Below are 13,829 nucleotides of genomic sequence, written 5' to 3'. Positions count from 1 at the left end.
AGCAAGGCCTTTGGCAAAGCGCGGGATCTGATAATCCGGACGCAGCCACCGCACATGCCCCGCCGCTTCCTCCTTCGCCCGCTCCGCATTGAGCGCAACAAGCCGCTCAAGAATTTCCTCATCGGTGAGGTTCGCGGGCCATTCATAGGCCTCGAACACGAGAGCATCGAGCCGCTCGTGTAGCTCCTTCAGGATGAGAATGAGGCCTTCATCCTTGATGCGCTCCTCGTCAGCATTAAGCGCCACGCCAGCCTTCAATTTCTCCAACACATTGTACATCTGCGTCAGAGTGAGCTTGGGGTGCTCCGCTTGGCGCGTTTTGCGGAAGGCGTCGAGTTCTTCAGCGATGGTGCTAATTTGAGCTTTCAGAAACTCGGATAGATCGGGGAAGGGGAAGGGATCGAAGCATAGTGACTTGAAGTATCGCGGCGTCGTCCCAAGGTCTCCACCTGCGCTCAGAGCCCAAATCAAGTGAGGTGCTGATGAGAGCACACCTAAATGATAGCTACTGTCAATCGCGATAATCACAACACCATCATCGCAAACTGTTCCAATATCCAAGAACTGAAAAATCCGGTGCTTGGCTGTATCAACAGTCGCAACGTAACGAACTAAATCTGTAAGTGCAGGACGGAGTTCACGCCGTGGCTCTCCAAAAATCCACCAGTTAAGGCGATAAGTAGCTCGATTATTAGTATCGCGTTCCGGTTTAACATTTGCCAGTAGGTGCTGATAAATTTCAGGATATTTCCTCCTAATCTCGTCTATTTCCATCGCGAATAAATCAATAACCATCAGCCCGCGAGCATGCGCTGCTAAATCCTTGCCGTTTCTATAAGGACGAATGTACTTTTCGAGGCTATCTCGCTTTCCTAAGCCTAGATGTTCTGCTTCCTGGCAGGATACTACGAAGCCTTTTCCATGCAGTTTGATTCCGTCATGACATAAGCTTGCGTTTGCAATTAGCTTTTTCGCCGCTGTAATATCGGCTCCAATTGTTAAGTCGGAATTGATGTGGCCTGTTTTGGAAGTAAACTCTATATAGGGATCATCAGTTTCAAGTGCTCGCTCACGCAGAACGGTCACAAGTGATCCTTCGACGAGTCCTTTCTCAGCAACAGTCATCGCAATGCGCACAGCAGCAGCGTCTTTGGTGGCTTTGGTCCAAGGGTGATCAGGAATTGCAAGCACAATAGAGATTGCGATCTTTGCTTCTAAGTGCCGTCTAATCACACGTCTTGAAAATTCTTGAGTGATTGAGTTTGTTGTTATGAAGCCGAAGCGACGTAGCTGTGTCCTTTTGGTTGTAAGGATATCAGCAGCTCTATCCCACCAGAATATCACAAGATCAGCGCCACCAGAGATACGTGAGTAAACACCCCAAAGGGATTCCGTGTAAGTACTTCCATATGTTTCACGAAAATTTTGACCTGCCACAAACGGCGGGTTGCCTACAATGAATTCCGCTTCCGGCCATGCAGGTCGGCGCGCATTCGGATAGGTCTCAACTCGCTTTCCATCCTTCTCCACCACCTTTGGCAATGGATAGCCATCCCATGTCAGCACCGCGTCGTAGCCTTGGCGTCTGCCGAAATTGATGTTCTCGAAGGCTCGCAGGATCGGTTCGGACGGGTGGCCGGTGCGGGTGCGGTAGTGCTGTTGCAGATAGCCGATCCATACCACGAGTTCCGCGATCGCCGCGGCGCGTGGGTTCAGTTCGAGACCGAGGAATTGGTGCGGGTCGACGGTTTCTCGGTCGAGGCCCATGCTTTCCGGTTCGCCGAGCTGGGCGAGAGTTTCCAGGACTTCGCCTTCCAGCTTCTTCATCAGCTCCAGCGATACGTAAAGAAAATTTCCCGTCCCGCATGCAGGGTCCAGGACCCGCGTGATGCAGAGCTGGCGGTGGAAGTTGCGAACGATGGTCACCGCCGCTTTCTCATCGCCGGTTTCCTTCGCGTGTTCTGCCTTGCGCAGTGTCTTCTGCCAATCCTCGCGCAATGGCTCCATGAGGGTCGCTTCCACGAGCCGCTGCACATAGGCGCGGGGTGTGTAATGCGCGCCGAGTTTCTTGCGCTCGGACTTTTCTAGCGCCTGCTCCAGCAATGTGCCGAAGATCGCCGGATCTACCTCGGTCCATGAATAATTCGCGGCGGCCAGCAATTCACCGATCTCTTCTCGGCCGAGATCGAACACGGTGGTATCCCTGAAGAGGCCGCCGTTGAAATGGCGCACACGCGCCTCGATGACATGGCTGAACTCGTCGCCCTTCTCCATCTGCTGCCAGAGCGCCTTCAAACGATGCGGGAAATGCGAGGGATCGTTGACGCTTCTCTCCAGCAGGCTCTTGAGGCTGTCGGGCGGCAGAAGTCCCACGTCCTCCGCGAACATGGTAAAAAGACAGCGCATGAGAAAATGCGCTACGTCCTCTGCGTTGCAGCCGCCATCCTCCAGCGCCTTGCTCACCTGAGCGAGGCGCTTGGCGATATCGCGGGTGACGCGAGCTGCTTCCTTCGATGGGTCGAGCGAATGCGGTTCCAGCCAGATGCACTTGAGACGAATGCGCACCTCTTCCTTGCGCAAATCCTCCATGTAGATGCGAAAGCCGTTGCGATCCGGGAAATGGCTGTAGGCTCGGCCGGTGCCGGTGAAATCGGCGTAAAGCTCAAGGCAATGGCCCACATCGCAGACAATGATGAAGGGTGGCGCGGGGTGGTTCGCATCGAGCAGGAAGACATAAGATTCCGCCTGTTGACGCGCGTTCTTCATCATCACGTCCCAGCCGCGCGCGATGCTGCGCTTGCCGAGTTCGGCTGGCTCGTTGGCGAGCATGGAGAGCTGGCCGGGAATGGCGTTCTTCTTGCCCGGCAGGCGAGATTGCTTGGCCTCCAGGATGAAGGCGTTCTTCCTGTAGAGATCGATGCGCTTGGAGGCCGTCGCGACGTCGCTGTCACGTGGGCGCACGGCGCGTTCGAACACGTAATCGTTCAACTCGCGCTCATTGCCCGCAGGATCGGGCCGCGACACCTCAAGGACATCGCACAGTTCCGAGAGGAACATCTGGTAATTCGCGCGCTCGGCGCCGCCTTCACGGGCAGTCCAGCGGGCGATGAAGCTCTCGACAGAAGGAGGACAGGAAAAAGCAGTTGTACTCACGGGCGCACATCATCTTAGGTTGTGCACCCATGAGTAGCAAAGTTACATTATACAATCAAAAGTTTAGATACTGTGTGGTTAATCGCCGACTGTCCCTACCTACGGTTTCACCGCCCTCAGCGAGAATGACAGCGGGATAGGCACCTCGCCATCAGGCAACCGGAAGAGGCCTTTGCCGGCGGGCACCATCATGGGGAAGAGCTTGTAGGGCAGATATTCGTGTTCGTGCAGGAACTCCAGCCGTAGGCCAGCCTCCAGAAGGCCGCCGATGATGTCGGACAGGGGATGGATCCAGTTATAGTGGATCACGGGTTCGCTGTGGGCGTCGCCTGTGTAGGACTGCGTCTCGGGAAAGGCGTCGGGCTTGGTTTCTGGCGTGCGCCATCCATAAGTCGGTTGAAGGTGACCATTCTGCTCGTCGAGGAGCTGGGCAGAGGGATGGGAATCAAGGAAATAGAAAACTCCACCCGGCACCAGCATGTCGGACACCGCCTTCGCCCATCGCTTCACATCGGGCAGCCAGCAGATTGTGCCCCATGTGGAATAGACCATGTCGAAGGAACCTTCGATGACTTGGCGCGCCTCATAGACATCGGCTTCCACGAAGGTCGCGGGCAGGTTGGCTTTGTGGGCGAGTTCACGCGCGCCTTCGATCGCTACGGGGGAGAAATCGAGGCCCGTCACGATGGCGCCGCGGCGGGCAAGCGACAGAGTGTCGAGCCCGAAATGGCATTGGAGATGCAGAAGGCGTTTGCCCTTCAAATCGCCGATCTCGGCCGCTTCAATCGCGTGGAGTTTGTCTTCCCCGGCCAGGAAGCCATCGACGTTGTAGAAGCCGGTCACATCCCGGATATGCAACGCCGCCCGCTTGTTCCAATTGGCCCGATTGGCCTCATGCCATTTCCCAGTCATCGCAGTCCTACGAGGTTATGATGTTTCTCGTTCGATGCTTAGGGCAACGGTGTAGCTTTGTAAAACGGCCTAGGAGTAAAGCCGCCGATCCTGGCATGCGAAACATCATGCCCTCTCGATCTTGTGGGATCGAGCGATGATCAGGGTCGGGGATGAGTTTGGAAAGGTAGCCGTTCAGGCACTGAATGCCGTCGGCCCTTTGAGGTAAATTGCGACACGGTCGAGTTCGACTGTAGTCTCGATAACCTGGATCTGGTTTGCCTTATCAGTAGAAGCGGCCTCGACCGCAGGAGCTGCGGCTTCTGCGGAAACCTGATTTTCGTTCATGGCGTCGTGGACGGCATGCAAAACCTCGTCCTGCATGTCGTCCTCACGACTGTCCTTTGGAGATCGTGGACACATGACATCCTCCATGCATTTATGGATATAATTGTTGGCCCGCTTGGTGTCGCAAATAGGGCACCGTTACCGTGCCGGCGATGCCATGCACATCAAAACACCAATCGGGCCGGCAATCGCAAAGATTTGAGCCAATTGGGTGGTGCTTTAAGAGCTGATAGTCAGGATGGATGTGGTGTCTGTCTATGTGGCTCCGCACGTTCCGGCTATGCTTCGGGCCTTCAGCTACAGCTGCGCCCCATGGCGTTCAGGCCCTCGTCAAGGAGGTCGGCGAGGTTGGGAATTCCGATCAGCCAGTCGGCGGTCGACACCGAGTTTGCCTCTTCTCGCTCTCGTGCAAGGCGCACCGCGTCGCCCCATTCCTCCGGCTCCATGTCGCCACGGCCAATATAGACAAGCGCGATGAGATCTGCGCGCTCATCGTCGTTGAGGCCGGCGATCACGTCGCGCAGCTCCTCTTCCGTGGCATCGTCGGGCGAGGCGGTCAGGGCGTCGATGGCGCCGTCATCGATGGGATTGGAGCCCGAGGCCGGATCGGTCGGCCCCTCCTTCACATCAATGGCTTTGACCCGGAGAATGAGTTCGCACACCTTGTCTAGCGCGATATCCATCGAAACCCTCTTCGTAAACGCTCGTCGTTGAATTCTGTGACAAGGGAAACCATTCAGAGGGCTTTCGGTTCAGCTTTGGATGGCCTTTCCGATTTTGCCGGCATTCCCGGTTACCCACTCCTGGCCTTGCAGCGGTGCGGCTGTTAGAGTGTTCCGACAGAGAAAAAGGTCGCCATGCGCCGGTTCTTCACGCTTTGCCTGATCGCAGCTTTGCTGTCCGCCGGTGCGGCTACAGAGAGTTCGGCCCAATCACAGCGGTTTGCGCTACAGCCGCAAAGGCCGGGGCAGGCTGATGTCTATGTTCTCTCCTTCGGTTTGTGGGGTCCGCAAAGCGTGTTCGAGAGCGAGGCGAAGGGCGCCGCGCGCATTCTCGAAACGCAGCTCGGCTCGAAGGGGCGCACCATCGTGCGCTTCAACACCAAGCGCCGCTCTAATGCGACACCATCCATCCTGCTCGCCGCAGCGCGAGCGACGGGGCAGGTTCTCGATCCGGCGGAGGATATGGTCGCGCTCGTGCTCACCTCGCATGGCGCGCCGGAGGGCGTCGGCATCGTGGCCGGGCGCGATACGCAGCTGATGACGCCCAACGACGTGAAGGTTCTGCTCAACGAGACGAAGGCCCAGCATCGCATCGTCATCGTCTCGGCATGCTATTCAGGCGTGTTCGCGAAGGCTCTCGCCGATCCGCGCACACTCGTGATTACGGCGGCTGCCGCCGACAAGCCATCCTTCGGCTGCCGCGACGGCGCGACCTGGACCTATTTCGGTGATGCCTTCTTCAACAAGTCCCTGCGCCGGGAGCCGCGTCTCGATGCGGCATTCGAGAGCGCACGCAGCCTCGTCACGCAACGCGAGCGGCGGGAAGGCTTCGATCCGTCCAATCCGCAGATCGCCGGTGGTTCGGAAGTGCTGGCGCGCCTCAACGCTCGGCCTGCTCCCGCGGGGCAAGCCTGCCGCCCGCCGCGACCCGGCGCGCAGGCCGTCGCTTGCTGATGCCGAGACCCAGGCGCCCATTCGGGCTGCGGCATTTTTCAACCTGACCCAACAGGTTGATTGAGAGCGGCTTGACATGGCCGGTGGGAGGAATAGGGCAGGGAACAATTTTACCCGGCAACCTCACCTCCCATCTCTTCAATTTTCGGCCATCCCATGAATCCGCATGTCACGCCTGTGCTGATGCTCGTTGCATCGAACGTCTTCATGACCTTTGCCTGGTATGGGCACCTGAAATTTAAAACGACGGCGCTCTGGATGGCCGTCATCGTGAGCTGGGGCATCGCCTTCTTCGAATACTGGCTGGCCGTGCCGGCGAACCGCATCGGCTCCGAGGTCTATTCGGCGGCCGAGCTGAAGACGATGCAGGAGGTGATCACGCTTCTGGTCTTCGCGGGTTTCTCGGTGCTGTACCTCAAGGAGCCGCTCGGCTGGAACCATCTGGTCGGCTTCTGCCTCATCGCCGGCGGAGCGGCCTTCATCTTCCAAGGCAGGTAAGGTGACATTCGCCATCTATGCCGGCGCGGCTTTTGCCGAGATCGCGGGATGCTTCGCGTTCTGGGCGTGGCTGCGCCTGGACAAATCGGCCTGGTGGCTCGCGCCGGGCATGGGCTCTCTTGCGCTCTTCGCCTACCTCCTGACCCTTGCGCCGAGCGATGCCGCCGGGCGCGCTTATGCGGCCTATGGCGGCATCTATATCGTGGCCTCGCTCCTGTGGCTTTGGGGCGTGGAGAACACCCGCCCGGACCGCTGGGATCTGGCGGGTGCCGCGTTCTGTCTTGCCGGCGCGGCGATCATCCTGTTCGGGCCGCGCGGGTAGAACAGCCTTATTCGGCGGGCTTCATCCGCAGGATGCGGCCTTGTGAGGAATCGGTGAGCAGGTAGACCAAGCCATCCGGTCCCTGGCGCACATCGCGGATGCGCTCGCCGAGATTCTGCAGCATCCTCTCCTCGCCGGTCACCTTGTTGCCGCTGGTCTCGAGCCGCGACACGAGCTTACCCGCCAGCGCGCCGACGAGAATGCTGCCGCGCCAGGCGGGGAACTTGTCGCCGGTATAGAACGCCATGCCCGAAGGCGCGATCGACGGATCCCAGTAATAGGTCGGCTGCTCCAGGCCGGGCTTGCGCGTGCCTTCGCCGATCTTCTGGCCGGAATAGTGCACGCCGTAGGAGATCACGGGCCAGCCATAGTTCTTGCCCTTCTGGGGAATGTTGACCTCGTCGCCGCCCCGCGCGCCGTGCTCGACGACCCAGAGTTCACCGCTCGTCGGATTGAGCGCCGCCGATTGCACGTTGCGATGGCCGGACGACCAGATTTCCGGCCGCGCGTCCTCGCGGTTCGTGAACGGATTGTCCGATACGGCTCCGCCGGTCGGCTTGATGCGAACGATCTTGCCGAGATGGTTGTTGAGGCTTTGCGCCTGATCGCGCAGGTCGTTGCGTTCGCCGAGCGTCACGAAGAGATTGCCGTCACGGGCAAAGACGAGACGCGAACCGAAATGCTGAGTGCCCGCATAGGAAGGCTCCTGGCGGAAGATAACCTGGGTGTCCTCAAGAGTGCTTCCATCCTGGCTCAGACGGGCGCGGGCCACGCTCGTGCCGTTCCGGCCTTCGCCCCGATCCTCGGCGAAGCTCAGGTAGACCAGGCGATTCTGGCTGAAACTGGGGTCGAGGACCACATCGAGAAGGCCTCCCTGGCCACGGGCCGAGATGCGCGGAAGCCCCTTGATCGGCTCGGAGAGATTGCCTTGGGCGTCCACGATGCGCAGGCGGCCGGGCTTTTCCGTCACGAGCATTCTGTTGTCGGGAAGAAAGGCGAGGCTCCAGGGGTTTTGCAGACCCCGGGCAACGGTCTCGACGACGACCTCGACCTTGTCTGTGCGAAGGCGCTGCGTGTCCTGGGCGAGGGCTGCCGGAATGGCGGCAAAGGTCAGGGCGCAGGCGAGGGCAAGGCGGGGTATCATCATCGAAGCTCTCCGTAGTCCAGGGTCGGAGAGCTAACCCTTTGGGGCAGGGCGTCAACCTTGCCCCCGATCACTCCGGCGTTATCGGTGTGAATAGACGTGGACAGTATTCGTGTCCTGAGCCGACAGGGATTGCGTGGTTGCGAGGACCGAGAGCGTCGCAAAGCCCATGAGCATGATCAGCGCCAGGGACCAGCGGCTCTGTTGCTGCGCATCGATGCGGTGGGCGCGGGATGCGACGTTGCAGGTCTTTCTTGAGCGGAAGCTTTTCATTGGTTCTTCCCCTTAAGGGGCCAAGGTGGATTTGGATAAAAAACCTCTGTGACTCAGGAAAGTTCCACGCGGGGACTGAAGTCATCCTTTCAGATGCTTGGCTAAGTGCCCGTCTTAACTAATCATTAACCATTTAGTTCGTTGGCGGCCCAGCTTGAGGGGAAGGAATCCGCTCCCAAAAAGCAGATGGCCGGGCGAGCCCGGCCATCCAACGTCATGCGATGAGCCGACTGCTTATTCCGCCTTGATGCCGGCGGCCTTGATGATCTCGGCCCAGGTCTGGATTTCCTTGTTCAGGTAAGGCTTGAAGGTCTCCGGATCACGGACGTTCAAAGTAAAGCCAAGCTTAGTGATGCGTTCCTTCACGTCGGGCTTGTTCAGGATCGCGATGATCGTGGCTGAGAGCTTGTCGAGAACGGGTTTGGGCGTGTTCACGGGCGCGAAGAAGGCGGCCCAGGATTCCGCATCCGCATTGGTGATGCCCTGCTCACGAAGGGTCGGAACGTCGGGAGCCTGCGGATTGCGCTGCGGGCTTGCGATGCCTATGGCCCGCATCTGCCCGGCCTGGAACTGGCTGAGCACGCTTGGCAGGGTGGAGTTCGACACGTCGATGCGCCCGGCCATGAGCTCCGTCACCAGGGGAGCCGCGCCCCGGAAGGGAACGTGGGTCATCTTGGTGCCCGTGCGGGTCATGAAGAGTTCGGTGGCGAGATGCGAGCCCGAGCCGACGCCGGTCGAACCGTAATTCAGCTTGCCAGGGTCCTTCTTGGCCAGCTCGATCAGCTCGGGGATGGTTTTCGCGGGCAGGTCGTTCTGCACCACGAAGACGTGCTCGAACGCGCCAGCGCCCGCGAGAGGTGCGAAGTCCTTCACCGCATCGTAACCGGGCTCCCGCAGCAGGAACATGTTGTTCCCGTGGGTCTGGTTGTTGCCGAACACGATGGTGTAGCCATCGGGTTCTGCCCGCGCCACGGACCGGGTGCCGACGGCGCCGGAGGCGCCGGCCAGGTTCTCGACGATCACGTTCTGGCCGAGATCCTTGCCCATTTCCTCGGCCACGATGCGGGCGATCACGTCCGTGGGGCCGCCGGCCGGGTAGGGAACCACCATCTTGATCACGCGGCTGGGATAGGTCTGCGCGGTGACAGCGGTGGACAGAAGGGCGGCACCGGCGAAAAGGCCGAGCGCAAGGCGGCGGGTCACGGAAATTGTCATGGGAAAAGGCGGCTCCTCAAAAACCCCATTCAACGGGGCTGTTTTGCTTGCTTGGACGGCTTGACCGCATTAGGGTCCGCCGCCGTCACGCTCCCTTCTTACCGTCCCAATCGGAGGATTCCCATGGGCTTTTTGTCTGACGCCCTCTCGCGCATCAAGCCGTCTGCAACCATCGTCATCACGCAGAAAGCGCGCGATCTCAAAGCCCAGGGCCGGGACGTGATCAGTCTTTCCGTCGGCGAGCCGGATTTCGACACGCCCGACAACATCAAGGAAGCCGCCATCGCCGCCATCCGCCGCGGTGAGACGAAGTACACGCCCGTGTCCGGCATCGTGCCCCTGCGCGAGGCGATCTCCCGCAAGTTCAAGCGCGAGAACGGCCTGGACTACAAGCCCTCGCAGACCATCGTGTCCACCGGCGGCAAGCACGTGATCTACAACGCGCTGCTCGCGACCCTGAATCCGGGCGACGAGGTCATCGTGCCGGCACCCTACTGGGTGTCCTATCCGGAGATGGTGGTGCTGTGCGGCGGCAAGCCGGTCTTCGTCGATTGTACCATGGAGCACGACTTCAAGCTCCAGGCCGAGGATCTCGATCGCGCGATTACGCCCAAGACCAAGTGGATCATCCTCAACTCGCCGTCGAACCCGACCGGCGCCGCCTATTCCTATGCAGAGATGAAGGCCATCACCGACGTGCTGATGCGCCATCCGCATGTGTGGGTGCTCACCGACGACATGTACGAGCATCTCACCTATGGCGATTTCGAGTTCGTCACGCCCGCTCAGGTCGAGCCCCGTCTCTATGAGCGCACGCTCACCATGAACGGCGTGTCGAAGGCCTATGCCATGACCGGCTGGCGTATCGGCTATGCAGGCGGCCCCGAGCACCTGATCAAGGCTATGGACTTCGTGCAGGGCCAGCAGACCTCCGGCACGAGCGCGATCTCGCAATGGGCGGCCGTGGAAGCGCTCGACGGTCCGCAGGATCACCTCAAAGTGTTCAAGAAGGCTTTCGAGGAGCGCCGGGATCTCGTGGTCTCCATGCTCAACCAGTCAAAGTACCTGAAGTGCCCTATGCCGGAAGGCGCGTTCTACGTCTATCCGTCCTGTGCCGAAGCCATCGGCAAGACCGCGCCATCGGGCAAGGTCATCGCGACGGACGAGGACTTCGTCGCCGAGCTTCTGGAAACCGAGGGCGTCGCCGCGGTGCACGGTTCGTCCTTCGGCCTCGGCCCGAATCTCCGCATCTCCTACGCCACCTCGAACGCGGCGCTGGAAGACGCCTGCAACCGCATCCAGCGTTTCTGCGGATCGCTGCGCTAAAGCATCGAACGCAAAAGTGGGAACCGGTTTTGCGTGAAAAGATGCTCAGTGCTTAATCTACTGCCTCGGGAGTACGAGATAACTCCCGAGGCAATCCGATATAGCTGCAGGAGTGTCGACCTAAAGATGGAACGACATTCCTGCATGCCGGTTGATCGCTAAGCTTCAACGCGCTTAGGAGATGACCATGCGCCGCGCCGCTCTCCCCGTTGCCGCTCTTGCGCTCATCGCATCCGCGGGCCTCCATGAGGCACAAGCCCAAAGCCGCACCCGTGTGGGCGCGCTGACCTGCAGCGTGTCAGGTGGCATCGGGCTTATCGTGACATCGCAGAAAACCACGGTCTGCACCTTCGATCCCCGCCGGGGCCGCAACGAACGCTATGTCGGCGTGATCCGCCGCTTCGGGCTCGATCTGGGCGTGACGGGACGAGGCGTGCTCGCCTGGGCGGTCTTCTCCGGAGGCAGCCTTGCGCCGGGCTCGCTGGCCGGCAGCTATGTCGGGGCCACGGCCGAGGCGACCGTCGGCGCGGGCCTTGGAGCCAATGTTCTGGTCGGCGGTTCCAACAGATCGATTGCCCTACAGCCGCTTTCCGTCAGCGGGCAGACCGGTTTGAACTTCGCCCTCGGCGTCAGCGATTTCGAGTTGCGAGCCGCGCGATAATCCTCTGACATCAGGGCATAATTCAACGGCCAAGCGAAAGCTTGGCCGTTTTCGGTTGCGCAAAAGACACCTTGCCAACCGCGCTCAATGAGCAGAGCATTCTTTAAAAATAAGGACTGCCAAGCGCCGAAACGACAAAGGGCGCACACCAACGGGGGCAAGGGAAGGAGACTTTTCATGGCACCCAACGGCAGACAAGCGGCGGGCCCGCGATGCATTGCCATCGTCGGCCCATTTCAGAGCGGCAAGACCACGCTTCTCGAAGCGATTTTGGAGCGGACGGGTGCGATCTCCCGCGCAGGCCGCGTCGCCAACGGCGACAGCGTCGGTGATGCGAGCGCACAGGCCCGTTCTCACGGCATGAGCATCGAGCCCAATGTGGCGACGGTCGAATTCATGGGCGAGACGATGACCTTCATCGACTGCCCCGGCTCCATGGAATTTCTGCACGAAATGCGCAATGTCACGCCGGTCTGCGACGCAGCGATCGTCGTGTGCGAGGCGGACGAGCGCAAGGTGCCCGCTCTCGAAGTGATCCTGCGAGAGCTCGAGGAAGCCGACATTCCGCGCTTCCTGTTCATCAACAAGATCGACACGGCCACGCAGCGCGTGCGTGAAACACTCGCACTCCTGCAGCAGGCCTCGCGTACGCCATTGCTCCTGCGCCAGATCCCGCTGTGGAAGGACGGCATCGTGAGGGGCTTCATCGACCTCGCGCTCGAGCGGGCCTTCATCTATCGCGAGCATGCACCGAGCGAGATCGTCGAATTTCCGGACGGCGAGGATTCCCGCGAGCGCGAAGCGCGCTACGCGATGCTCGAACGTCTCGCCGATTACGACGATTCCTTGATGGAAGAGCTGATCTCCGAGATCGAGCCTCCGCGCGACCGCGTGTTCGACGATCTGTCGCGCGAGCTGAAGGAGCGGCATGTAGTGCCAGCCCTCATTGGTTCGGCGGAGCGCGGCAACGGCGTGACACGGCTTCTCAAAGCGCTGCGCCACGAAGCGCCGGGATTGGAAGAAACCCGCACCCGCCTTGGACTTTCCGAGGATGGACCGCCTCTCGCGCAGGTCATGAAAACGCAGCATATGGGGCAGGGCGGCAAGCTCTCGCTCGCCCGCGTCCTTCGCGGCGTGTTCCATGAAGGCGATACGGTTCTGGGATCGCGCGGCACGGAAGCGCGCATCGGCAGCCTGATGACGATTGTCGGCAGCAACACCACGCGCATGCCAGAAGCAAAGGCCGGCGATACCGTGGGCTTCGGGAGGCTGGAAGGCATCGCCACAGGTGACAGCTTCGCATCCGGCAAGGTGCGTCCTGATGCCATCGTATCCTCCGCGCCGCCTGAACCCGTTTACGTGCTGGCGATCAAGGTTAAGGATCGCAAGGACGATGTGCGCCTCTCCAGCGCGTTGACGAAAATCACGGAGGAGGATCCTTCCCTCGTCGTCGAAACCCGCCCCGATATGGGCGAGATCAGGCTGCTCGGACAGGGCGAGATGCATCTGCGTGTCGCTGTCGAAAAGCTTGCGTCGCGGTTCCAGGTCGGCGTTGAAATGATGAAGCCGCGTGTGGCTTATTGCGAAACCATCCGCGGTCCCGCATCGGCGCGCGGCAGGCATCGCAAGCAGACCGGTGGTCACGGCCAGTATGGCGATGTGATGCTCGAAATCAGGCCGTTGCCGAAAGGCGAGGGCTTCCTCTTCGAAGACAAGATCACCGGTGGCGTCGTGCCCCGCCAGTACATTCCATCGGTGGAAACAGGCGTGCGCGACGCGTTGAAGAGCGGCCCGCTCGGCTTCCCGCTGGTGGATATCGCCGTGACGCTCACGGACGGCTCCTATCACACGGTGGATTCATCCGATGCCGCCTTCCAGGCTGCGGCCAAGCTTGCGCTCTCGGAGGCGCTGCCGAAGGCGAAGCCCGTGCTGTTGGAGCCTGTGCTTTCCGCCGAGATCGCAATTCCGACCGAGGCCTTGTCCAAGGCGACCGGCCTCGTCACAGCGCGGCGCGGGCAGATCCTCGGCTATGACAGCAGGGCCGGCTGGCCCGGATGGGATGTGATCAGCGCGACGATCCCGGAGGCGGAAATCGGCGATCTGATCATCGAATTGCGGTCCGTGACGGCCGGCGTCGGCACGTTCTCCACGCATTTCGACCATCTCTCCGAACTGAGCGGCAAGCCTGCGGAAATGGTGCTYCACAAAGCCCATTAGAGCGCCGATCAGCAGGTTTTGAGCTCAAAGCACACATAGGAACGGCCGGTTTCACCAGAACCGGCCGTTTCTCGTTCCTTCGGCCCATCGACAAAGGAAGTCTTC

At 60.3% G+C, this 13,829-nt stretch carries 13 protein-coding genes; 6 read left to right on the top strand and 7 right to left on the bottom strand.

Translation table 11 applies throughout. The features are described from left to right. The 4 genes from ACXJKO_RS16190 to ACXJKO_RS16175 form a co-directional block, all read right to left on the bottom strand. On the bottom strand, positions 1-3,153 hold a 3,153-nt coding region (locus ACXJKO_RS16190), incomplete at its 3' end, for a class I SAM-dependent DNA methyltransferase (RefSeq protein WP_457092116.1). A gap of 99 nt (positions 3,154-3,252) precedes the next feature. Then, complete coding sequence (locus tag ACXJKO_RS16185; protein ID WP_457092115.1) at positions 3,253-4,065, bottom strand: class I SAM-dependent methyltransferase; 813 nt, start codon at positions 4,063-4,065, stop codon at positions 3,253-3,255. 174 nt (positions 4,066-4,239) lie between these two features. After that, the gene (locus ACXJKO_RS16180) at positions 4,240-4,428 is read right to left on the bottom strand and encodes a hypothetical protein (RefSeq protein WP_457092114.1); all 189 of its coding nucleotides are present in this window, start codon (positions 4,426-4,428) and stop codon (positions 4,240-4,242) included. Between the two features lie 257 nt (positions 4,429-4,685). After that, positions 4,686-5,075 carry a DUF3775 domain-containing protein gene (locus ACXJKO_RS16175; protein WP_457092113.1) on the bottom strand — a complete coding sequence of 130 codons (390 nt, stop codon included), beginning with the start codon at positions 5,073-5,075 and terminating at the stop codon, positions 4,686-4,688. A 174-nt stretch (positions 5,076-5,249) separates the two neighbouring features. Between ACXJKO_RS16175 and ACXJKO_RS16170 the strand changes: the two genes are divergently transcribed. The 3 genes from ACXJKO_RS16170 to ACXJKO_RS16160 all read left to right on the top strand — a co-directional run bounded on the left by ACXJKO_RS16170 (position 5,250) and on the right by ACXJKO_RS16160 (position 6,888). Next, complete coding sequence (locus ACXJKO_RS16170) at positions 5,250-6,068, top strand: C13 family peptidase (RefSeq protein WP_457092112.1); 819 nt, start codon at positions 5,250-5,252, stop codon at positions 6,066-6,068. Positions 6,069-6,224: 156 nt separating this feature from the next. After that, the gene (locus tag ACXJKO_RS16165; RefSeq protein ID WP_457092111.1) at positions 6,225-6,566 is read left to right on the top strand and encodes a DMT family protein; all 342 of its coding nucleotides are present in this window, start codon (positions 6,225-6,227) and stop codon (positions 6,564-6,566) included. A gap of 1 nt (position 6,567) precedes the next feature. Then, positions 6,568-6,888, top strand: coding sequence for a YnfA family protein (locus ACXJKO_RS16160; protein WP_457092110.1), 321 nt, complete (start codon positions 6,568-6,570; stop codon positions 6,886-6,888). A gap of 7 nt (positions 6,889-6,895) precedes the next feature. Here the strand turns inward: ACXJKO_RS16160 and ACXJKO_RS16155 are convergent, their stop codons facing one another. The 3 genes from ACXJKO_RS16155 to ACXJKO_RS16145 form a co-directional block, all read right to left on the bottom strand. Then, positions 6,896-8,035: a PQQ-dependent sugar dehydrogenase gene (locus ACXJKO_RS16155; protein WP_457092109.1), complete on the bottom strand. Its 1,140-nt coding sequence runs from the start codon at positions 8,033-8,035 to the stop codon at positions 6,896-6,898. Positions 8,036-8,113: 78 nt separating this feature from the next. Continuing rightward, entirely contained in the window at positions 8,114-8,305 is a 192-nt protein-coding gene (locus tag ACXJKO_RS16150; RefSeq protein ID WP_457092108.1) for a hypothetical protein, read from the bottom strand. A 234-nt stretch (positions 8,306-8,539) separates the two neighbouring features. Beyond that, complete coding sequence (locus tag ACXJKO_RS16145; protein WP_457092107.1) at positions 8,540-9,520, bottom strand: Bug family tripartite tricarboxylate transporter substrate binding protein; 981 nt, start codon at positions 9,518-9,520, stop codon at positions 8,540-8,542. 123 nt (positions 9,521-9,643) lie between these two features. Between ACXJKO_RS16145 and ACXJKO_RS16140 the strand changes: the two genes are divergently transcribed. The 3 genes from ACXJKO_RS16140 to ACXJKO_RS16130 all read left to right on the top strand — a co-directional run bounded on the left by ACXJKO_RS16140 (position 9,644) and on the right by ACXJKO_RS16130 (position 13,724). Then, complete coding sequence (locus ACXJKO_RS16140; protein ID WP_457092106.1) at positions 9,644-10,846, top strand: pyridoxal phosphate-dependent aminotransferase; 1,203 nt, start codon at positions 9,644-9,646, stop codon at positions 10,844-10,846. 187 nt (positions 10,847-11,033) lie between these two features. After that, the gene (locus ACXJKO_RS16135) at positions 11,034-11,507 is read left to right on the top strand and encodes a DUF992 domain-containing protein (RefSeq protein WP_457092105.1); all 474 of its coding nucleotides are present in this window, start codon (positions 11,034-11,036) and stop codon (positions 11,505-11,507) included. A gap of 177 nt (positions 11,508-11,684) precedes the next feature. Next, positions 11,685-13,724 (top strand): elongation factor G, encoded by a 2,040-nt coding sequence (locus ACXJKO_RS16130; protein WP_457092104.1) that lies wholly within the window; start codon positions 11,685-11,687, stop codon positions 13,722-13,724. Positions 13,725-13,829 lie beyond the last annotated feature (105 nt).

It is taken from the genome of Microvirga sp. P5_D2, assembly GCF_054049475.1.
This window is presented reverse-complemented; position numbering and strand designations above follow the sequence as displayed.

Coding starts and splice junctions, on each gene's coding strand:
- ACXJKO_RS16185 (WP_457092115.1), bottom strand. CDS start 4,065: ATGACTGGGAAATGGCATGAGGCCAATCGGGCCAATTGGAACAAGCGG.
- ACXJKO_RS16180 (WP_457092114.1), bottom strand. CDS start 4,428: ATGCAGGACGAGGTTTTGCATGCCGTCCACGACGCCATGAACGAAAAT.
- ACXJKO_RS16175 (WP_457092113.1), bottom strand. CDS start 5,075: ATGGATATCGCGCTAGACAAGGTGTGCGAACTCATTCTCCGGGTCAAA.
- ACXJKO_RS16170 (WP_457092112.1), top strand. CDS start 5,250: ATGCGCCGGTTCTTCACGCTTTGCCTGATCGCAGCTTTGCTGTCCGCC.
- ACXJKO_RS16165 (WP_457092111.1), top strand. CDS start 6,225: ATGAATCCGCATGTCACGCCTGTGCTGATGCTCGTTGCATCGAACGTC.
- ACXJKO_RS16155 (WP_457092109.1), bottom strand. CDS start 8,035: ATGATGATACCCCGCCTTGCCCTCGCCTGCGCCCTGACCTTTGCCGCC.
- ACXJKO_RS16150 (WP_457092108.1), bottom strand. CDS start 8,305: ATGAAAAGCTTCCGCTCAAGAAAGACCTGCAACGTCGCATCCCGCGCC.
- ACXJKO_RS16145 (WP_457092107.1), bottom strand. CDS start 9,520: ATGACAATTTCCGTGACCCGCCGCCTTGCGCTCGGCCTTTTCGCCGGT.
- ACXJKO_RS16140 (WP_457092106.1), top strand. CDS start 9,644: ATGGGCTTTTTGTCTGACGCCCTCTCGCGCATCAAGCCGTCTGCAACC.
- ACXJKO_RS16135 (WP_457092105.1), top strand. CDS start 11,034: ATGCGCCGCGCCGCTCTCCCCGTTGCCGCTCTTGCGCTCATCGCATCC.